Source organism: Sphaerisporangium sp. NBC_01403, assembly GCF_045040145.1.
GTDB lineage: Bacteria > Actinomycetota > Actinomycetes > Streptosporangiales > Streptosporangiaceae > Sphaerisporangium > Sphaerisporangium viridialbum.
On the sequence record NZ_CP109534.1, the window covers coordinates 790473 to 810364 of the forward strand.

16 protein-coding genes are annotated in these 19892 nt (G+C 70.3%); 13 read left to right on the plus strand and 3 right to left on the minus strand.

Annotation, left to right across the window (positions count from 1 at the left end):
• The first annotated feature begins 5 nt into the window (after positions 1 to 5).
• From OG589_RS03375 to OG589_RS03410, 8 genes are all read left to right on the plus strand, one after another.
• A complete protein-coding gene (locus OG589_RS03375) occupies positions 6 to 1118 on the plus strand; it encodes a carboxymuconolactone decarboxylase family protein (RefSeq protein WP_405146043.1) in 1113 nt (370 codons plus the stop codon).
• A 209-nt stretch (positions 1119 to 1327) separates the two neighbouring features.
• Positions 1328 to 2131, plus strand: a complete 804-nt coding sequence (locus OG589_RS03380) for a TIGR03084 family metal-binding protein (RefSeq protein ID WP_405146045.1) — start codon at positions 1328 to 1330, stop codon at positions 2129 to 2131.
• 100 nt (positions 2132 to 2231) lie between these two features.
• Positions 2232 to 3272: a 3-deoxy-7-phosphoheptulonate synthase gene (gene aroF / locus OG589_RS03385; protein ID WP_405146046.1), complete on the plus strand. Its 1041-nt coding sequence runs from the start codon at positions 2232 to 2234 to the stop codon at positions 3270 to 3272.
• 30 nt (positions 3273 to 3302) lie between these two features.
• Positions 3303 to 4193 carry a prephenate dehydrogenase gene (locus tag OG589_RS03390; RefSeq protein WP_405146048.1) on the plus strand — a complete coding sequence of 297 codons (891 nt, stop codon included), beginning with the start codon at positions 3303 to 3305 and terminating at the stop codon, positions 4191 to 4193.
• 716 nt (positions 4194 to 4909) lie between these two features.
• Positions 4910 to 6466: an MFS transporter gene (locus OG589_RS03395; RefSeq protein ID WP_405146050.1), complete on the plus strand. Its 1557-nt coding sequence runs from the start codon at positions 4910 to 4912 to the stop codon at positions 6464 to 6466.
• Between the two features lie 169 nt (positions 6467 to 6635).
• Positions 6636 to 6965, plus strand: coding sequence for a YciI family protein (locus OG589_RS03400; RefSeq protein ID WP_405146052.1), 330 nt, complete (start codon positions 6636 to 6638; stop codon positions 6963 to 6965).
• 261 nt (positions 6966 to 7226) lie between these two features.
• Positions 7227 to 8300 carry a DUF2855 family protein gene (locus OG589_RS03405; RefSeq protein WP_405146053.1) on the plus strand — a complete coding sequence of 358 codons (1074 nt, stop codon included), beginning with the start codon at positions 7227 to 7229 and terminating at the stop codon, positions 8298 to 8300.
• 29 nt (positions 8301 to 8329) lie between these two features.
• Positions 8330 to 9049: a DUF2306 domain-containing protein gene (locus OG589_RS03410; protein WP_405146055.1), complete on the plus strand. Its 720-nt coding sequence runs from the start codon at positions 8330 to 8332 to the stop codon at positions 9047 to 9049.
• Between the two features lie 61 nt (positions 9050 to 9110).
• Here the strand turns inward: OG589_RS03410 and OG589_RS03415 are convergent, their stop codons facing one another.
• A complete protein-coding gene (locus tag OG589_RS03415; RefSeq protein WP_405146056.1) occupies positions 9111 to 10460 on the minus strand; it encodes an extracellular solute-binding protein in 1350 nt (449 codons plus the stop codon).
• A 329-nt stretch (positions 10461 to 10789) separates the two neighbouring features.
• On the opposite strand from OG589_RS03415, the gene OG589_RS03420 reads away from it, so the two are divergent.
• The 4 genes from OG589_RS03420 to OG589_RS03435 all read left to right on the plus strand — a co-directional run bounded on the left by OG589_RS03420 (position 10790) and on the right by OG589_RS03435 (position 15197).
• Entirely contained in the window at positions 10790 to 12355 is a 1566-nt protein-coding gene (locus OG589_RS03420; protein WP_405146058.1) for a BBE domain-containing protein, read from the plus strand.
• A gap of 96 nt (positions 12356 to 12451) precedes the next feature.
• Positions 12452 to 13693, plus strand: a complete 1242-nt coding sequence (locus tag OG589_RS03425; protein ID WP_405146060.1) for a cytochrome P450 — start codon at positions 12452 to 12454, stop codon at positions 13691 to 13693.
• Positions 13694 to 13728: 35 nt separating this feature from the next.
• The gene (locus tag OG589_RS03430) at positions 13729 to 14280 is read left to right on the plus strand and encodes a dihydrofolate reductase family protein (RefSeq protein WP_405146062.1); all 552 of its coding nucleotides are present in this window, start codon (positions 13729 to 13731) and stop codon (positions 14278 to 14280) included.
• 38 nt (positions 14281 to 14318) lie between these two features.
• Positions 14319 to 15197 (plus strand): LLM class F420-dependent oxidoreductase, encoded by an 879-nt coding sequence (locus OG589_RS03435; protein ID WP_405146064.1) that lies wholly within the window; start codon positions 14319 to 14321, stop codon positions 15195 to 15197.
• A gap of 205 nt (positions 15198 to 15402) precedes the next feature.
• Here the strand turns inward: OG589_RS03435 and OG589_RS03440 are convergent, their stop codons facing one another.
• Together OG589_RS03440 and OG589_RS03445 are read right to left on the minus strand one after the other, a co-directional pair.
• The gene (locus OG589_RS03440) at positions 15403 to 16575 is read right to left on the minus strand and encodes an acyltransferase family protein (protein WP_405146066.1); all 1173 of its coding nucleotides are present in this window, start codon (positions 16573 to 16575) and stop codon (positions 15403 to 15405) included.
• A 317-nt stretch (positions 16576 to 16892) separates the two neighbouring features.
• Positions 16893 to 18089: an acyltransferase family protein gene (locus OG589_RS03445; protein WP_405146068.1), complete on the minus strand. Its 1197-nt coding sequence runs from the start codon at positions 18087 to 18089 to the stop codon at positions 16893 to 16895.
• 528 nt (positions 18090 to 18617) lie between these two features.
• Here OG589_RS03445 and OG589_RS03450 point away from each other — a divergent pair.
• Positions 18618 to 19865, plus strand: coding sequence for an acyl-CoA dehydrogenase family protein (locus OG589_RS03450; protein ID WP_405146070.1), 1248 nt, complete (start codon positions 18618 to 18620; stop codon positions 19863 to 19865).
• The last annotated feature ends 27 nt before the right edge of the window (positions 19866 to 19892 follow it).

Here is a 19892-nt window from a genome sequence, read left to right on the forward strand (position 1 = left end):
AGGCCATGGGCAAGGTGCTCAGCCGGGCGACACTGCCCGGCACGCTGTCTCAGGTGCGCCACGTCACCCCGGTACGGCCGCGTGAGGCGACCGGCCTCGTCACCAGGGTCTACGCGCAGGTCGAGCGGGACTTCGGGATGCTCGCGCCCCCCATGCTCCTGCACTCGCCGGCTCCGGAGGCCCTCGCGGCCTCCTGGTCGATCCTGCGCGAGTCGCTGCTCGCCGGGGGGCTCGTCGGCAGGGCGGTCAAGGAGGCGGTCGCCACCGCGGTCTCGCTCGGCAACGCGTGCCCGTACTGCGTCGACGTGCACAGCGCCACGATGGACGGCCTCGTGCCGGGACGCCACGCCGCCGAGATCGTGGGCGGCCGCGAAGAGGCGATCGGCGACCCCGTCGTGCGGGGCGTCGCCGCCTGGGCGCGGGCGAGCGGCACGCGGGAGACCGCCGCCCTCCACCAGGCCCCGCTGCCGGCCGAGCAGACCAGGGAGCTGGCCGGGGTGGCGGTCACCTTCCATTACCTGAACCGCATGGTCAACGTCTTCCTCGGCGACTCCCCGCTGCCGCCCGAAGTGCCGGACAGGGCGCGCGGCGGCCTCATGCGGCTGTTCGGCCTGATCATGCGCCCGGCGGCGCGCAGGCTCGGGATGCCCGGCGCCTCGCTCGACCTGCTGCCGGCCGCCCCGCTGCCCGGGGACCTGTCCTGGGCGGACGGCACGCCACACCTCGCCGAGGCGTTCGCCCAGGCCGCCGCCGCCATCGACGCCGTGGGCCGCCGCTCGGTGCCGGCCCAGGTGCGCGAGATGGTCGCCGCCGAGCTGGCGGTGTGGAACGGCGAGCCGCCCGGTCTCGGACGTGCCTGGGTGACCGGCGCGGTGTCGGGCCTGCCGCCCGCCCAGCGCCCGGCGGGCCGGCTCGCGCTGCTCACGGCCATCGCCTCCTACCAGGTCGACCAGACGGTCATCGAGGAGTTCCGCGCCGGCACGCCGGGCGACCGGGCGCTGGTCGAGCTCACCTCGTGGGCGAGCATGGCGGCGGCACGGCGGGCGGGGAGCTGGATCAGCCCCGCCCCGCTCGCCCGTACGGCGGAGCACCGCGACGGCGGCCCGTCGCTCACCTGAGCGCCACCCCCGCGGCCCGCCGAGCGCGGTCCGCGGGGGAGATCAGGCCGCCCATTCGCGAAAAGCACACACGGAGAAGACACCGGTAATTTCATTGATGCATGCTTGTTTCAAGAACGTCAATTGAATTCGGCCGGATAACTTCCTGAATATAAGTGTTCCGCCTTTCGAGTCGATTAGGCATCCCATTCCAGTGAGAGGAGAGACGCGTGACCGAGCTGGACAACGTGCTTGAGGCCCTGACCGCGGAGGGCGAAGAGCTCGACCGCCTGGTGGCCGGCCTCGATGCGTCGCAGTGGGAGCTGCCCACCCCCGCGCCCGGATGGACGATCGCGAACCAGATCGCCCACCTGGCCTTCATCTTCCGGCTCGCCGGGACCGCGGCGTCCGACGCCGAGGCGTTCAAGGCCATGATCGCGGGAGCCGAGCACGACTTCAACGGCGCGGTGAACGCCGCTCTCGCGCTCTACGCCGACGACACCCCCGAGGTGCTGCTCGGGCGCTGGCGCGCCGAGCGCGAGAGGGTGGTCGGGGCGCTCGCCGCAGTGCCGGCCGGACAGGTCGTGCCGTGGCTGGTCAACCCGCTGCCGCCCATCATCCTCGCCTGCGCGGGCATCATGGAGCAGTTCGCGCACGGCCAGGACATCTTCGACGCGCTCGGGGAACGGCGTGAGCTGACCGACCGCATCGAGCATCTGGTCGTGTTCGCGGTGCTGACCAGGGACTTCGGCTACCTGTCGCGTGGCGAGACCCCGCCCGCGACCGAGTTCCGCTTCGAGCTCACCGCGCCCTCGGGCAAGCTGTGGGCGTTCGGCCCCGAGGACTCGCCGCAGAAGGTCACCGGGCCCGCCGCCGACTTCTGCCTCCTGGTGACCAGGCGGCGCCACCGTGACGACCTGGAGGTCGTCGCCACCGGCAGCGAGGCCGACCACTGGCTGGACATCGCGCAGTGCTACCGGGGGCCCGCCGGGGCCGGCCGCACCCCCGGCCAGTTCGCGACCGCCCAGGTGTGACGACGCGCCTTCCGGTATCGCTTTCCCTGCTGTGCGCCACCGAGATCGGCGTCACGAAGACGGCCTGGTATCGGAATGAGCGAAGAAAGGCCGCAAATACATGGTAATCGTGATGACCGCGGACGCCACCCCGCCGGACATTCAGGCCGTCGTGTCACTGGTCCAGTCGGCGGGAGGCGAGGCGTTCGTCAGCCGTGGGGTCAGCCGCATAATCATCGGCCTGGTTGGTGACATCGACCAGTTCGCCACGCTGAACCTGCGGGGCATGCGGGGGGTCGGCCAGGTCACGCGCATCTCGGCGAAGTACAAGCTGGTCAGCCGCGAGCACCATCCTGACCGCTCGGTCGTCGAGGTCGGGGGAGTCTCCATCGGCCCCCGCACCGTCACGCTGATCGCCGGGCCGTGCGCCGTCGAGACGCCGGACCAGACGCTCGCCTCCGCCCGGATGGCGCAGGCGGCCGGCGCGACGCTGCTGCGCGGCGGCGCGTTCAAGCCGCGCACCTCGCCGTACGCCTTCCAGGGCCTGGGCGAGCGCGGGCTGCGCATCCTCGCCGACGTGCGCGAGGAGACCGGCCTGCCGATCGTCACCGAGGTCGTGGGCGCGCACGACGTCGACATGGTCGCCTCCTACGCCGACATGCTGCAGGTCGGCACCCGCAACATGCAGAACTTCCCGCTGCTCCAGGCCGTCGGGTCGGCGGGCAGGCCCGTCATGCTGAAGCGGGGGATGAACGCCACGATCGAGGAGTGGCTGATGGCCGCCGAGTACATCGCGCAACGCGGCAACCTCGACATCGTGCTGTGCGAGCGCGGCATCCGCACGTTCGAGACCGCCACCCGCAACACGCTCGACATCTCCGCGGTGCCGGTGGTGCAGCGGCTGTCGCACCTGCCGGTCGTCGTCGACCCCTCGCACTCCGGCGGCCGCCGCGACCTGGTGCTGCCGCTCAGCCGCGCGGCCATCGTGGCGGGCGCCGACGGCCTCATCGTCGACGTGCACCCCGACCCCGACATCGCGCTGTGCGACGGGCCACAGGCGCTGGTCGGGGAGGACCTCGCGGCGCTGGCGCACGCGATGGAGGACCTGAGCGGGTTCATGGGCCGTCAGCTGTCCACACAGCGGGAGCTTCTGGCCGGCTGAGAGCACGGTCAGGGCACTTCGGGAGGGCTGATGTATCCGTCCACACTTCGCCGCGTCTCGATCCTCGGCAGCGGCGTGATCGGCACCTCGATCGCGCTCGCGCTGCGGCGCTCCGGCATCCGCGTCGCGCTGTCCGACCGTGACGGCGACGTGGTCGCCAAGGCGGTGCTGATGGGGGCGGGGGTCGCGCTGGCGCCCGACGATCCCCCCGCCGACGTGGTGGTCATCGCCACGCCGCCGTCCACCGTCGTCCCGGTGCTCCGCGACGCCCAGGCGCGGGGCCTCGGCGCGGTGTACACCGACGTCGCCAGCACCAAGGCCCGCATCGTCGCCGAGGCCGAGCGCGCGGGCTGCGATCTCACCACCTACGTGCCCGGGCACCCGATGGGGGGCCGCGAGCTGTCGGGTCCGTTCGCGGCCCGCGCCGACCTGTTCACCGGCCGCCCCTGGGCGCTTTGCCCGCACGCCGCGACGCCGCCGGGGCACCTTCACCTGGTGGCCGAGCTGGTGGCCGTGTGCGGGGGAGAGCCCGAGGTGCTCGCTCCGAGCACCCATGACCGGGTCGTCGCCGCGGTGTCGCACGCGCCGCACGTGGTGGCGGCGGCGCTCGCGGCCGGGTTCGCGGGCGCGGACGAGACGATGCTGTCGCTGGTGGGCAGGGGGCTGCAGGACGCGACGCGGATCGCCACCGGAGACCCGGAGCTGTGGTGCGACATCCTCGAGCAGAACGCCGACGCGGTGGCCGTGGTGCTGGAGACGGTGGTCCGGGAGCTGTCGCAGGCGGCGCACGCGCTGCGAAGCCTGGACCACGCCGGTGCGGGCGCCCTCGCCGACCTGCTGGCGCGGGGCAACCGGGGCCGCGACCGCATCGTCGGCACGTGGCCGGCCCGCCGGGTGGAGAAGGCGGGCCTGCGGGCCTAACCGGCGGCCCCCGCCCTGGACGGCCGTACGGGCTCGGCATGTCCCCGAATGGCAACCCGCGAATACGGCTATTTACCTTTAATCAGCATTTTTCGGGCGAGTACCAGAGCATTTTGAAAGAAGCCGCCCCGGGTGGCCGAGGAGATAATGCTGGAAGAGTCTTCGCGGGCGACGGCCGCCCGCGCGCAAAGCGGAAGGAGCGTGCCGGCCGGCATGACAGGTGGACGGCTTGACCTGGTCCCACCGGCGGGTCCGCTTCTCGGTGACCGGCCCGTGAGTGCGGCGGGCCTGACGGCGCCGGCGTGTTCCCCGCCCGCTCGCTCGGACCGAGTCCCGGCCTATTCGGCGCGGCTCGCGAATTTCCCCGCTTTCCTGCCTTTCGTGACGCGGGGTGTGCGGGATTACTGCTCTGTCTCCCGCCGGATCCTCTCGCGGCGATCCTTGGGCGCTCCGTTCGTCCGGGCACAACCCGTCCGGTGGGCGCCGCCCGAGTGACCGTCAAGATCCGGGATCCCGATGAAAGGGGGCGCCGCTGTCAGGAGTCGCTGGCCGGTTCGCCCCCTCTCGCTTGTCCCGGGGGATCCGGCTTGACGTGAGCACATCCGTGTAAATCGCCCTATCTCACCAAGTGCGGCCTTGCATTGATGGCGGCCGACGAAGAGAGGAACAGGAACGTGACAGACGCTGCTCAACCCAAAGCGGGGAAACGCGAATGGGTGGGTTTGGCCGTGCTGGCCCTCCCCGCCCTGCTCGTGTCCATCGACATCTTCGTGGTCCTTCTGGCGCTGCCCCATCTGAGCAGCTCGCTCCACACCTCCAGCGTCGAGCAGTTGTGGATCGTGGACATCTACGGCTTCATGGTGGCGGGCTTCCTGGTCACCATGGGCAACCTCGGTGACCGGATCGGCCGCCGTAAGCTGCTCCTGATCGGCGCGGCGGCGTTCGGAACCGCCTCCGTGATCGCCGCCTACTCCAACAGCCCGATCACCCTGATCCTGGCCAGGGCGGTGCTCGGCATCGCCGGCGCCACGCTCGGCCCCTCCACGCTCTCACTGGTCAGCAACATGTTCCGCGACGAGAAGCAGCGCGCCTCCGCCATCGGCGTGATAGCGGGAGCGTTCTCGGTCGGCGCCATCATCGGCCCGCTCGTCGGAGGGGTGCTGCTGGACCACTTCTGGTGGGGCTCGGTGTTCCTGGTGGGAGTGCCGCCGATGGTGCTGCTCCTCGTGGCGGGCCCGAAGCTCATCCCCGAGTACCGCAACCCGCAGGCCGGGCGGCTGGACCTCGCCAGCGTGGCCCTGTCGCTGGTGGCGGTCCTGCCGATGATCTACGGCATCAAGGAGCTGGCCAGGGAGGGCTGGGCGGTGGCGCCCGTCGTGTCCTTCGTCATCGGCGCCGTCTTCGCCGTGGTGTTCGTGCGCAGGCAGCGCGCGCTGAGCGATCCCCTGCTCGACCTGCGCCTGTTCAACAACCGCATCTTCAACACCGAGCTGCTGAGCATGCTGCTCTACAACGCGCTCACCGGCACGACGATGCTGTTCATCGCGCAGTACTTCCAGCAGGTGGCCGGCATGACGCCGCTGCAGGCGGGTCTCGGCCTGCTGCCCGGACTGGTCGTCAGCATCATCAGCATGACGGTGGGCCCGCAGCTCGCCGGCCGGTTCAGGCCGAGCCACCTCGTCGCCGGTGGCCTGGTGATCGTGGTCGCCGGCCTGCTGGTGCTCACGCAGTCCGGCTCGAACGGCGACCCGATGGGCCTGATCGTCGGCTACGCCATCTGCTGTCTCGGCGGCGGCCCGCTGCTGACCCTGGGCATCGGCCTGGTGGTGGGCTCCGTCCCGCCGGAGAAGGCCGGGTCGGCCTCGTCGATGTCGCAGATCGCCATCGAGTTCGGCTACGCGGTGGGCGTCGCAACGATCGGCACGATCGGCACCCTCGTCTACCGTTCGCAGATCGCCGGCGCCATTCCCGCCGGGGTCCCGGCGGGGGCCGCCGACGCCGCCCGTGACAGCGTCGCCGGCGCCACCTCGGCGGCCGCCACGCTTCCCGAGCAGGTCGCCTCGGCGATCCTCGTCCCCGCACGCGAGGCGTTCACCAGCGGGCTGCACGTCGTCGCGGCCCTGAGCGCCCTCATCATCCTGGGAGTCGCCATCCTCAACGCGGTCGTGCTGAAGGACCTGCCCCCATTCGGGCAGGCCGCCCAGGGCGGCCCCGCGGGCCAGGCGGACGCCGAGCCCGCGCCCAGCGAGGAGCGTGCCACCCAGGAGGTCTGACGCCTGCGTCGAGGGCGGGCCTGTCCGACGGGCCCGCCCGAGATGCCGGCCGAATGCGTCCGACGTCAGGACGCAGGACGGCACGGACCGTACCATCGTCTCCGGTGATCGCCGACGCGGTGGTGGCCGGTTCGTTGAAGACACACATCGACAACGGAAGGAAACCCTTATGGCTCAGTTCGCCCTTCTCCTCTACGCGCCCGCCCCCGCCGACTGGTCGGAGGCCCCGCCGGAGGAGCTGGAGGCGCACGGCGCCTACGCGGACAAGATCGGTGAGCTCGGCGGCAGCATCGTCAGCGGCTGCGCGCTGCACTCCAGCACGGGCGCCAAGGCCGTGCGCGCCGACGGCGTCACCGACGGCCCGCTCGTCGACTCCAAGGAGGTGCTGGGCGGCGTCACCATCATCGAGGCGCGGGACATCGACCACGCGGTCGAGATCGCCCAGCAGAGCCCGGGCACCTGGCGTGGCGGCATCGAGGTGCGCCAGCTCCTCGGGTGACCCCCCGCCCGTCCCGGCCGTGGCCGGCGGGTCGCAAGCGATAACGGACGCCGTCGCGGCGAGCTTCACCGCTCGCCGCGGCGGCGTCTTCCACGTCCGGCGGAAGCCGCCGCGCCCCGTGCGGCGTCTTCCAGAGTGCGGAGTCGGCGGTCGTGCCCCGCCGGTCCGCGACCGCGCAATCCAGGAGATGCCGCGCGCGAGGGCGGCGGATCACGATGTGATTCGGCGTCACTCACCGCGCGACGTACCTAGGAGATGCCAGTGCCTCAGCCGGACAGATGGGATCTGGTGTTCAAGCTCGACGATCTCGCGGTCAGTGAGGTCAGGGAGGCGCCGTCCCCCCGCCTTCAGCCCGGCGAGGTGAGCCTCGCCGTCGAGAGGTTCGGCCTCACGACCAACAACGCCACCTACGCGCGCTTCTCCGAGCCCGGCTTCTCCTACTGGGACGCTTTCCCCGGCCCCGACGGCTACGGGCGGGTGCCGGTCTGGGGCTTCTCGCGCGTCGAGGAGTCCCGCCACCCGGACATCGCGGTCGGAAGCCGCTTCTACGGCCTCATGCCGATGTCCAGCCACCACGTCGCCGCCCCGGAGCCCACGCCCAGGGGGTTCGCCGACACCACTCCGTCACTTCACTACCTGCCGCCCTGGTACTGGAACTTCCAGCGGGTGGGGGAGCCCGGCGAGCGGGACGACCGCAGGGCGATCGTCCGTGCCGTCTACCCCGCGGTCCTCAACCTCGCCGACATGCTGGAGAGGCAGGCCGCGGCGGGCGTCCGGTCCGTGGTGGTCACCAGCGCGTCCAGCAAGGTGGCCATCGGCCTGGCCGAGCGCCTGTCGTCCCGGCGGGCCGGCCTCGCGGCCATCGGCGTCACCTCGGCGGGCAACGCCGCCTTCGTCGAGGGCCTCGGCCTCTACGACAAGGTCGTCTCCTACGACGCGCTGTCGTCGTTGCCCCCCACCGGCCCGGTGGTGTTCGTCGACCTCACCGGTGAGGCCGGCAGGCAGTCGGCCGTCTGCGAGCGCCTGGCGCCCGAGCTGCGCCACACCGCGATGGTCGGCTTCACCCACCCCGACTCCAGCATCGAGCCGCCGGCGCTGCCCGGGCCCGAGCCGGAGTTCTTCTTCACCCCGCTGGTCGAGGCGCAGACCATCGAGCAGGAGGGCGCGGACCGCTACCACGCCCGCTACACCGAGGCCGAGGACGGGTTCGTCGACAGTACGGCGACGTGGCTCACCATCCGGCACGCGAAAGGACCGGGCGCCGTAGCCGATGTCTTCGGCTCCCTGCTGGCAGGACAACAGCCCCCGGATGTGAGCTACGTGTTCCGTTCCTGACGGAGCTCGTCGAGCAGGAGGAAACAACCGTGACCCTTGACACGCACTCCGGCGCGCCCGCGCGCCCGGCCGAGCCGGAACGCCCGCCGGCCCCCACGTCCAGCACGTCTCCGCGCTTCTGGCGGCGGCCCTGGATCATCCCGCTGCTGCTGGTCGTCGTGGGCTTCATCGTCTACCAGGTCACGCCGTACGTGCCCGAGCGCACCGCGCCGACGCCCCCGCACGACGGCTTCCCGGCGTACTACCCCCTGCTGGTCGTCCACATGATCACTGGCACGCTGGCCATGGTGACCGCCGTGTTCCAGGTGTGGCCGTGGCTGCGCAAGCGGCACCCGGCCGTCCACCGGGCCCTCGGCCGGGTGTACGTGGTGTCGGCGCTGGTCGGCGGCGTCATCGGCCTGATCATCGTGCGGTTCGCCCCGCCGGTCGGCCAGATCGGCGTGGCCGCGTCGACGACCCTGTGGATCGCGACGACCGCGGCCGCGTACGTGATGGCCGTGCGGAAGCGGTACGACCTGCACCGCCGCTTCATGCTCTACAGCTTCGCGATCGTCATGAACAACATCTGGGGCGTGCTCATCGTCAACGTGCTGATGCGGCTCCCGTTCGACGTGGGCTTCACCTACATGCTGGAGGGGGCCCGGTGGATCGGCTGGGTCGTCAACCTCATGCTCGTGCAGTGGTGGCTGTACCACACGGCGGGACGTCCGCTCGACATCCCCAGGCCCAAGAAGAAGGTCCGGGTCTGACCTCGGTCCCCATACGAAAAGGGCCGGCGGGGAGTCTCCCCGCCGGCCCTTCGCCGTGCGATCAGCTGTCCACCACCAGGCAGTGCGCCGGGCGCGGGCCGGTCGCCAGGCAATGGGCGCCGTAGTCGTCCAGCAGCCTGGTGGCCTCGGCGGAGGCCTGGGTGAACCGCGCGACCGGGTCGGCGCCACGGCCCATGACGTCCTCCATCGCGTTCATCATCGCGTGCTGGATCTGGGCGAAGTGCCCGAGCAGCGCGGCGCTGGCGCCCGGGGTGCCGTCGGTCGCCTTGAGCTGCTCGACCGTCGCCCGGTGGTAGGCGTGCTCGCCGTCGAACCAGCCCTCGCTCTCCAGCAGCGCGATCGCCCCGTTCGTGACCGGGGAGGTGCCGAAGGACTTGTGCCACTTGGCGACGTTGGCCGGGGTGCTGAGGTACTGCATGAACGCCAGCGCCCCGTCCTCGGTCTCCTTGTCCAGGCCGTCCGCCAGCCAGATGCCGTCGCCGCCGATCCAGTTCCCGGCCCGCGGGAAGTCGTCGCTGTACGGCGTCGGGGTCACGGCCACCTCGAAGCCGCCGTCCTGCCCGGCCTTGACCATGTACGGCCCGTCGAAGGACGAGCTGAGCCGGAACACCACCTGCTGGTCGGCGAACGCCTTGAACGAGCCCTCCCAGTCCTCCACCTTGCCGGTGTACAGGTAGTGGCCGTCCTGGTGCATGCGGTGCCACCAGGTGACGTACGCCAGCATCTCGGGGGAGGTCAGGTCCACGGTCGTGGCCCGGCCGTCGCGGCCGTTCTCGTGGTCGACGAGCCGGGCGCCGAGCTGGGCCATCGCCTGCTGGAAGAACTTGCCGTCGTTGGCCCAGCTGATGCCGTGGGACGGGCCGTCCTCCAGTTCGGCGACCGCCTGGCACGCCGCTTCGATCTCGCGCCAGGTGCGCGGGATCTCGGTGACGCCGGCCGCCTTCAGCAGGGTCACGTTGGTGTACAGGTGCATGGTGGAGACGCTGAGCGGCATCGCGGCCACCGTGCCGTCGATGGTGTAGAAGTCGCGGCACGCGGTGATGATGTCGTCGAGCACGACCGGGTGGCCGAGGATCTCGGTCCGGCCGCCGATCGCCTTCTCCACCGAGGTGAACAGCGGGGTGCCGTCCGCCTTCAGCGTGTCGCGGGCGATCTGGGTGGCGCCGGTGTAGTACGACGCCATCGTCGGGGGGCGGCCCTCCAGAGTGGCCTTGGAGATCTCCTCGCCGAGGTTCTGGAAATAGAAACTGCCCACCTTGATCCGGTACCGGGGATGCAGCTCCTCGAATTCCCTGGCCCGTTCCTCGATAGGCTCCAGGAAATTGGGAAACGGGTATCCCGTGAACAGCGCGTCGATGGTGATTCTGTCCTGCTGGTTCGCCTCACCCACGTGCGGGTCCTTTCTCCAAGTGCCGCGAGACAGGAGCCCGTGCAGCACGAACGGCCTGGTCGCGATCTGCGGCCGGGCTCATGGAACGCGCGGGACTCCTTGATTCCTGAGGCTCATGCTTTGTCACAGTCCCGGGTGCCGCATCTTTGCGAGTGCGGTGTTCTCCGCGGCGCCGGTAATGGCAGCGCATTTCATCGCGCCGCCTTATAAAGAGCACATCGGGAGATGCACCCGTGTCGCGGCGGACCGCACGCTGGAGGTAGCCGAGTTTGACCCATGAACGGCCGCGCGGTGATGCCGACCGCCGGGCCGCCACTGGAGGAACGAATATGACCGATCTACAGAGCCGCGCCTTTCCGAACGGCGCCGCCGGTCTCGCGGGCGCGGCGGGCGGGACGTTCCAGGCGACGACCATCACCCCCGACGACCCGCGCTACCAGAGCATGCTGCGCGGGACCAACCACCGGTTCGTCGGCAGCCCCGACTTCGTGCGTGTGGTCACCACGACGCAGCAGGTCATCGACACGGTCAACGAGGCCGTGTCCACCGGGCGGCGGCTCGCGGTGCGCAGCGGCGGGCACGGCCTGGAGGACTTCATCACCAACCCCGAGGTCAAGATCCTCCTCGACATCTCGGAGATGCAGGACGTCTACTACGACAGCGCGATGCGGGCGTTCGCCATCGAGTCCGGCGCGATGCTGAGCCACGTCTTCCGGGTGCTGTTCAAGGGCTGGGGCGTGACCGTCCCCGCCGGCATGTGCCCCGACGTCGGCGTGGGCGGGCACTTCGCGGGCGGCGGGTTCGGCCCGCTGTCGCGCAGCCTCGGCGCGGTCGTCGACTACCTGTACGCGGTGGAGGTCGTGGTCGTCGGCGAGGACGGCGAGGCGCGGGCCATCGTGGCGACCCGCGAGCCCGGCGACCCGCACCGCGAGCTGTGGTGGGCGCACACCGGCGGCGGCGGCGGCAACTTCGGCGTGGTGACGCGCTACTGGATGCGCACCCCCGGCGCGACCTCGTCGAACCCGGCCGAGCTGCTCCCCAAGGCGCCGTCCGCGACGCGCAGCGGGGTCGCCATCTGGTCGTGGGAGGGCATGAGCGAGGAGAGCTTCTCCACGCTCCTGCGCAACTTCGGCACCTGGTGCGAGAACAACAGCGCCGCCGGCACACCGCAGGCGAACCTGTTCCCCTACTTCCACGGCACCCACAGCTCGACCCCGCCGGGGCTGATGCTGGGGGCTCTCATCGACGACGGGGTGCCCGACGCGGAGGCCCTCATGACCGCGTTCCTGGACGAGGTCGGCGCCGGGGTGGGCGTCGAGCCGATGATGAAGTTCCAGGACGTGCAGCCCTGGCTGTACGCCGCGGCCTACCCCGGCTACGGCGACCCCGGCAACCCGGGCGTGCGCCGCTTCAAGATCAAGGCCGCGTACCTGCGCAAGGGGTACACCGACCGCCAGATCGCGGCGATCTACCGGCACTTCACCGCTGAGGTGTACAACCCGACCCAGCTCCTGCTCGTCGGGTACGGCGGCCAGGTCAACACCGTCGCCCCCGACGCCACCGCGACCGCCCAGCGCGACTCCATCCTCAAGGCCGCCTTCCTCGGCGCCTGGGGGAGCCCGGCCGAGGACGACACCAACCTCGCGCTCATGCGGCGGATGTTCGCCGACGTGTACGCCGACAGCGGCGGCGTCCCCGGGCCGGACGAGTACAGCGACGGCGCCTACATCAACTACCCCGACGCCGACCTGGCCGACCCCGTGCTGAACACCTCCGGGGTGCCCTGGCACACCCTGTACTACAAGGACAACTACCCCCGCCTACAGCAGGTCAAGAAGAAGTACGACCCGCGGAACCGGTTCCGCCACTCTTTGTCGATCCGGCTGCCCGAATAGCCCCGCGTTCCCCGGCCTCCCCGGTGCTCCGGGGAGGCCGACCTCACGTCGCTGGTGTGCCGGGAGCCCGGCCAGCGCCAGATCTTGGAGACATTCATGGAACAACGCTGCCCCGTCCTCGACATCACCGGCGCCGACATCCACGCCGAGGCCGACCAGCTGCGGGCGCAGGGCGTCGCCACCCAGGTGGAGCTGCCCGGTGGCGTCCTCGCCTGGTACATCAGCCGGCACGACGTCATCCGCCGGCTGCTGACCGACCCCCGGGTGACCAAGAGCGCCCGCGCCCACTGGACGGCGTTCCTCAACGGCGAGATCCCGCCGGACTGGGAGCTGATCAGCTGGGTCGCGATGAACAACATCTCGACCTCCTACGGCAAGGACCACATGCGCCTGCGGAGGCTGATCGGCAAGGCGTTCACCCCGCGCCGGGTGGAGGCCATCCGGCCGCGCATCGTGGAGCTGACAAACCAGCTCCTCGACGGGCTCGCCGCCACCGAGCCCGGCCAGGTGGTGGACCTGCGCGAGCGGTTCTGCTTCCCGCTGCCGGCCCGGCTCGTCGCCGACCTGATCGGCATGGACGAGACCGCCCTCGCCAAGACGGCCGTGGTCATCGACATGATGGTCGACACCACCGTCAGCCCCGAGCAGGCCGGCTCCATCCTCGCCGGCTGGCGGGACGCGATGGCCCAGCTCATCGCGGAGAAGCGCGCCAACCCCGGTGAGGACATCACCAGCGACCTCATCGCCGCGCGCGACGAGGACGGCTCGCGCCTCAGCGAGGACGAGCTCACCGACACGATCTTCGCGATCCTCGGCGCGGGCTCGGAGACGACCATCAACTTCCTGGACAACGCCACCACCGGCCTGCTCACCCACCCCGAGCAGCGCGACCTCGTCACCAGCGGGCAGATCTCCTGGGACAGCGTCATGGAGGAGACGTTGCGCTGCCAGGCGCCGCTCGCCAGCCTGCCGCTGCGCTTCGCCGCGGCCGACATCGAGCTCGACGGCGTCACCATCCCCAAGGGCGACCCGATCCTCATCAACTACAGCGCGGTCGGGCGCGACCCCTCCCTCCACGGGCAGGACGCGGGCAGCTTCGACATCACCCGTCCCGACAAGGAGCACCTGTCGTTCGGCTACGGCCCCCACTACTGCCTGGGCGCCGGCATCGCCCGCCTGATCGGGTCGATCGGCCTGTCCACGCTGTTCGAGCGCTTCCCCGAGCTCACCCTGGCCGTGCCGGGCGACGCGCTTGAGCCGCTGCCGACCTTCATCATGAACGGCCACCGCAGCCTCCCGGTGCTGCTCAGCGCCCGGGTGCCCGCCGAGGTGAGCTGAAGCCCCGGCGAACGGCACCGATCAGAGGAGGCGCCATGCGGAAAGTGATCCTGGCGGAGTTCCTGACGCTCGACGGCTTCATCGAAGGTCCGGCCGGTGAGATGGACTGGGACATGGAGGTCTTCGACGACGACATGGAGCGCTACGCCGACGAGCAGATCACCGGGGTGGACACCCTGCTGCTCGGCCGCAGGACCTACGAGATCTTCGCCGGGGCCTGGCCGAAGGAGACCGGCGAGTTCGCCGACAAGATGAACGGCATGGAGAAGGTCGTCTTCTCCCGCACGCTGAAGAAGCTCGACTGGAACAACGCGCGGCTGGCCGGCGACGACGCCGCCGAGGAGATCGCGAGGCTCAAGGCGCGGCCGGGCGGGAACATGCTGATCTACGGCAGCGCCCGGTTCGCCCAGAGCCTGATGCGGCAGGACCTCATCGACGAGTACCGGCTGTGGGTCCACCCCGTCGTCCTCGGTCAGGGCAAGCCCCTGTTCGCGGACGTCAAGGAGCGGATCAAGCTCACGCTGGTGGACACCCGGCTGTTCGGCACCGGGGTCTGCGTCCTGCGCTACAAGGCCGCCGGCCGCTGACAAACACACGTCATCGAAAGCAAGGATGGGAGGCCGGCATGAAGGTTGGCTTGGTAATCGGGGACTACACCTGGGACGGCGGGCCCGCCAGAATGGCGGACACGCTCGTAGAGATCGCACAGACCGCCGACGACACCGGTTTCTCGATCGTCGGCGTCGGCGACCACCTCTGGCAGGGCGCGCACTACGGCGGCCCGGAGGCGCCGTTCCTGGAGTCCTTCACCGCGCTCACCATGATCGCCGCCAACACGCGGCGCTGCCGGGTCGCGCCGGTGATGGCCGGGGTCAACTTCCGGCACCCGTCCCTCCTCGCCAAGATGGTGACGTCCCTGGACGTCCTGTCCGGCGGCCGGGCGATGCTCGGCATCGGCGTCGGCTGGGACGAGACCGAGGCCCAGGGCCTCGGCATTCCGTACCCCTCACTGACCGAGCGGTTCGAGAGGCTCGAGGAGACGGTCCAGATCTGCCTTCGCATGTGGGAGGGCGATCGGGGCGACGAGCGGCCCTTCGACGGGAAGCACTACCGGCTGGAGCGGGCGCTCAACCTCCCGCAGAGCATCACCAGGCCCCGCCCGCCCATCATGATCGCCGGTGGCGGCGAGAAGAAGACCCTGCGCCTGGTGGCCCGCTACGCGGACGCCTGCAACCTCTACCCGGGCCCCGAGCTGCCCGCCAAGCTGGACGTCCTTCGCGGGCACTGCGAGGCCGAGGGCCGCGACTACGACGCGATCGAGAAGACCTGCATCTTCCCGTTCGACATGGGCGAGGGTGTCAACGCCGACGCGCTGGTCGAGATGCTGAACGGCCTCGGCCAGGCCGGGGTGCAGACGGCGATCGGCATCCTGGCCGGCCCTGACCCGGTGCGTCAGGTGGAGCTCATCGGCAAGCGGGTCATCCCCGCCGTCGCCGACGCCTAGGCGCCAGCCGGCGGAACGACGGTGCCCGATCGCTTCGGCGGTCAGGCATCGTCGTGTCTCCGGAGACGCCGACCGGTGAAGGTCCTTCACACGCGAAAGATCCGCCCGCCGGGGATGGCGGGCGGATCGTCGGTTCGTTCCTTAGGACGACGCCTCGGCCGCCGGGCAGGCGGCCGGGCGTAAACCCGTGGTGGACGGGCGGTAGCTAGGGGGCTACGGCCGGCGCCGTCGAGGTGACCTGCTCGGGCGCCTCGGACGTTTCGGCCGGAGTGCCCGCGGGTGGACCCTCGATCGGGGGCGGGGGAGGCGCGCCGTGGCGTGGGCGGCGCTTGGGGGTGGCGAAGCGCTTCATGATCGGGTCCTCGACCAGCGTGAACAGCAGCCACGAGAACCCGATGGTGATCGCGAACAGCACGCCGAACATGAGGAACCCCACCGGAGTGCTCCAGCCCTTGGGTGAGCCGAACAGCTGGCGGACGTAGGTCAGGATCAGGGAGTGCGAGATGTAGATGGCGTACGACCACTCACCGAGCTTGACCATGGGGCGGCTGCCGATCCAGTGGGTCCGTCCCTTGGCGTCACCGGTGGCTCCGGCGGCGATGATAAGGCCGAGCGGGACGATCCAGATGGCGACGACGCTGTAGCTCATCGGGAGGAACGGCGACAGGGCGTACAGCGCGACGCCCAGCGCGACCGCGCCGCCGAGGCCCAGCGGGAGCCTCCTGCCGGTCATGACGATCCTGGCCAGGATGATGCCGAAGACGAACTCCAGCATCCGCACCGGCGGGAACTGCATGACGAGCCACATCTCCAGGTCGGTCATGGGGAAGCCGCCGGGGACCAGCGGCGGCTGCGGCAGCAGCTTGACCAGCGCCGGCACGGCGAGGACCAGGGCCACGACGCCGCCCGCCCACGCCCAGAGCCGCTCGGGCCTGATCCGGCCGATGTGGCGCGCCAGCAGCGGGAAGCATAGGTAGAACAGCGCCTCGCACGACAGCGACCAGGCCGGGGGGTTGAAGGCGGCCCTGACGTCCATCGTGGGGAAGTACGACTGCAGCAGCAGGAAGTGCACCAGCGCGATCTTGCCGTCGATGGCCGTCTTGGCCACCACGCTCACCAGGATCAGCGCGGCGACCAGGGTGATCGCGTAGTTCGGATAGATCTTCAGGAACCGCCGCCGCAGGAACGTCTTCGTGGTGTCCGAGGAGCGCTGGGCATAGGCGAGGACGAAGCCGCTGAGGATGAAGAAGTAGCTGACACCCCCCCAGGCGCCTGTGATGATCATCATCGTCGCGCTGGTGCTCAACCAGGCCGTGGCGAACAGGCCGGCTCCCAGGGCGTGGGTGATGAACACCATCGCCGCGGAGATGAACCGCATTCCGGTCAGCGACGGAAGCCGGGACGGCAGTGCCGCAGGACGGGACCTGACAGGTTGGGATAACTCCACCAATTTGACCACCTTCTTACGTTCTGGCCGGCAAAGGCCGAACGACGGACGCCCCGAATGTGGTCAGGAGACCACCGTGCACCGATCAGCAGGTCTTGACCCTTGCACGCTGGTGGATCCCGCGCATGTCCCAAAATGCGGTGTTTCCCAGGCGGCACGTGCGAACCGGCACGGCGCATTCCTGGAGATGTCCGGCCCGGCCGCAGGTCACGAGACCGGCGGCCGGGCGTTCCCCGTGGCGGGGGCGACTAGGGGGCGATGGACGGTGCCGTCGAGGTGACCGGCGCGGGCGCCTGCTCGGGCGTCGCGGGCGGGTGAGCGGCCGTGTGGGCCGGTGAGCCGGCGGGCGGGCCCTCGATCGGCGGCGGCGGAGGAGGCGGGCTGCCGCGGCGGCGGCGCTTGGGGGTGGCGAAGCGCTTCATGATCGGGTTCTCGACCAGCGTGAACAGCAGCCACGAAAGCCCCAGGGTGATCGCGAACAGCACGCCCAGCATGAGGAACCCGACCGGGGTGCTCCAGCCCTTGGGGGAGCCGAACCACTGGCGGGCGTAGATCAGGATCAGGTAGTGCCACATGTAGAAGGCGTACGACCACTCACCCAGCTTGACCATGGGGCGGCTGCCGATCCAGCTGGTCCTGCCCTTGGCGTCCCCGGCGGCTCCCGCGGCGATGATGAGGCCGAGCGGGACGATCCAGATGGCGACGACGGTGTAGCTCAGCGGGAGCAACGGCGCGAGGGCGTACAGGGCGACGCCCAGCGCCAGCGAGCCGCCGAGGCCCAGCGGGAGCCTCCTGCCGGTCATGACGATCCTGGCGAGGATCATGCCGAAGACGAACTCCAGCATCCGCACCGGCGGGAACTGCATGACGAACCACATCTGCGATTCCGTCATGGGGAAGCCGGGGATCAGCGGCTGTTCCGGCAGCAGCTTGGACAGCGACGGGATGGCGACGGTCACGGCCACGATGACGCCCGCCCACGCCCAGAGCCGCTCGGGCCTGATCCGGCGGATGTAGCGCGCCATCAGCGGGAAGCAGAGGTAGAACAGCGCCTCGCACGACAGCGACCAGGCCGGGGAGTTGAAGGCGATCCTGACGTCCATCGTGGGGAAGTACGACTGCAGCAGCAGGAAGTGCACCAGCGCGATCTTGCCGTCGATGGCCGTCTTGGCCACCACGCTCACCAGGATGAGCGCGGCGATGAGGGTGATCGCGTAGTTCGGGTAGATCTTCAGGATGCGGCGCCGCAGGTACATCCCCGTGGTGTCCGAGGAGCGCTGGGCGTAGGTGAGGACGAAGCCGCTGAGGACGAAGAAGTAGACGACCGCCGCCCAGCCGCCCTGGACGACCAGCGTCGTGGTGCTCGCGTTCAGCCACGCCGTGGCGAACAGGCCGGCGCCGAGGGCGTGGGTCAGGAACACCATCGCCGCGGAGATGAACCGCATTCCGGTCAGTGACGGAAGCCGGGATGGCAGGGGTACGGGACGGGACCCGACGGGTTTCGACAACTCCACCAATTTGACGCACCTTCTTACGTTCTGGCTGGCTCAGGCCGATCGGCGGGCGGCCCCGGATGTCGTCGTGTGGCCGGGGAGCCGCGATAGCCGATCGGCAGGTCTTGACCTTTGCATTCCGGCGGACCCCGCGCATTTTCCAAAATGCGGTGTTTCCCCGGCGGCACGCGGGAAATGGCACAGCGCATTCCAGGAGATGCCCCGTCCGGCGGGCGCGAGTGACGCTTGGTCGTAAGGCCGGATGTGAGCAAAGGCCGTGCGACCGGATGACCGCCGCCATTTCGGGGGTGCGTCCTCCCCGTCCGGAGGGACCTGTCGCCTCTCGGGGACGGCGGGCCGGTGGTGACGGCCGCGTAATGAACGGTGAGCCGCGGCACGTGCACGGCGTCGCCGTGCACGCGGTGAAGTCACGGCGCCACCGTTACCCGCCACCCATTCGAGATAAGGACCTGCGCAGCGATGGCAGTAGCCACGAATGTTTCCGAGTACGGAGTCGTCTTCCCGCCCGAGCCCGGGCTCACGCCCGCAGAGATCATCGCACGGGCCGAGGCCATCGCACCGACGTTGGTCGCCCGCCAGGCCGAGACCGAGGAACGTACGTTCTACGCGCCCGACACCCACGAGGAGTTCCTCAAGGCCGGCTTCTACCGGATCCTCGTCCCGCGGCGCTACGGCGGGTACGAGTTCGGCATCGACACCTTCCTGCGAGTGGTGATGGCCCTCACCAGGGGGTGCCCCTCGACCGGCTGGATGTACTGCCTGGGACACGCCCACGCACTGATGGCCGCCTCGCTGTTCGACGAGCGGGCACAGGCCGAGTTCTTCGAGGCCGGCGACTTCATCTGCCCCGCCACGGTGATGCCGAGCGGCACCGTCGAGCGCACGCCCGACGGTGACTGGCTGCTCAACGGCACCTGGAACTACTGCTCGGGCTCGCCCTACGCCACCCACTTCATCGGCCACACGCTGGTGTCGCCCGCCGAGGGCGAGCCGCCGGCGCCGATGCTGTTCGTCGCCCCGCGTAGCCAGTGGAGGCGCCTGAACGACTGGGGCGGGCAGCTCGGCCTCAAGGGCAGCGGATCGCACAGCATCGTCATGGAGAACGGGCTGGTCCCGGCCCGCTACACCCTCCCCACGCACGTCAGCCAGGTCACCGTCAACGAGGGCACACCCGGACGCGACCTGCACGACAACCCGCTGTACGGCGGCGGCCAGCTCAGCTTCATGGTCATCGAGGACGCCGTGCTCGCCGTCGGCATGGCGCTCGGGGCGCTCGACGCCTACGAGGAGCTGATGCGCACGCGGACCACCGCGTTCCCGCCGACCATGACCCGCGCCGAGGCCCCCGACTACCAGTTCTGGTACGGCGAGGCCGCCGGGATGATCGCCACGGGGGAGGCGGCCATCATGAACGCCGTCCAGCAGTGGGCCGAGACCACGGCCAAGGGCGCGCCGGCGGTCACCAAGGAGCAGGAGATGCGGATCGCCGCCATCTGCCACGAGGTCGTGAAGCTCTGCTGGCACGCTGTCGAGAACTACCTGTTCCCCACCGCGGGCTCCAGCGCGGTCCGCCAGGGGCAGCGCATCGAGCGGGTGTGGCGTGACATGTCCATGTTCCACAGCCACGCCGGATTCGCCGTCTTCCTGTCCACCATCGCCAAGCGCGAGCTCGCCAAGGCGCACTTCGGCATCGCCGACGAGCACTGAGGCCCCCCAAAACCCTGCCGGCCGTGC

Excerpts from the sequence above, each read along its gene's own strand:
- OG589_RS03425 (WP_405146060.1), top strand. The coding sequence starts at position 12,452 with ATGGAACAACGCTGCCCCGTCCTCGACATCACCGGCGCCGACATCCAC.
- OG589_RS03420 (WP_405146058.1), top strand. The coding sequence starts at position 10,790 with ATGACCGATCTACAGAGCCGCGCCTTTCCGAACGGCGCCGCCGGTCTC.
- OG589_RS03400 (WP_405146052.1), top strand. The coding sequence starts at position 6,636 with ATGGCTCAGTTCGCCCTTCTCCTCTACGCGCCCGCCCCCGCCGACTGG.
- aroF (WP_405146046.1), top strand. The coding sequence starts at position 2,232 with ATGGTAATCGTGATGACCGCGGACGCCACCCCGCCGGACATTCAGGCC.
- OG589_RS03435 (WP_405146064.1), top strand. The coding sequence starts at position 14,319 with ATGAAGGTTGGCTTGGTAATCGGGGACTACACCTGGGACGGCGGGCCC.
- OG589_RS03375 (WP_405146043.1), top strand. The coding sequence starts at position 6 with ATGGGCAAGGTGCTCAGCCGGGCGACACTGCCCGGCACGCTGTCTCAG.
- OG589_RS03450 (WP_405146070.1), top strand. The coding sequence starts at position 18,618 with ATGGCAGTAGCCACGAATGTTTCCGAGTACGGAGTCGTCTTCCCGCCC.
- OG589_RS03430 (WP_405146062.1), top strand. The coding sequence starts at position 13,729 with ATGCGGAAAGTGATCCTGGCGGAGTTCCTGACGCTCGACGGCTTCATC.
- OG589_RS03440 (WP_405146066.1), bottom strand. The coding sequence starts at position 16,575 with ATGCGGTTCATCTCCGCGGCGATGGTGTTCATCACCCACGCCCTGGGA.
- OG589_RS03445 (WP_405146068.1), bottom strand. The coding sequence starts at position 18,089 with ATGCGGTTCATCTCCGCGGCGATGGTGTTCCTGACCCACGCCCTCGGC.
- OG589_RS03390 (WP_405146048.1), top strand. The coding sequence starts at position 3,303 with ATGTATCCGTCCACACTTCGCCGCGTCTCGATCCTCGGCAGCGGCGTG.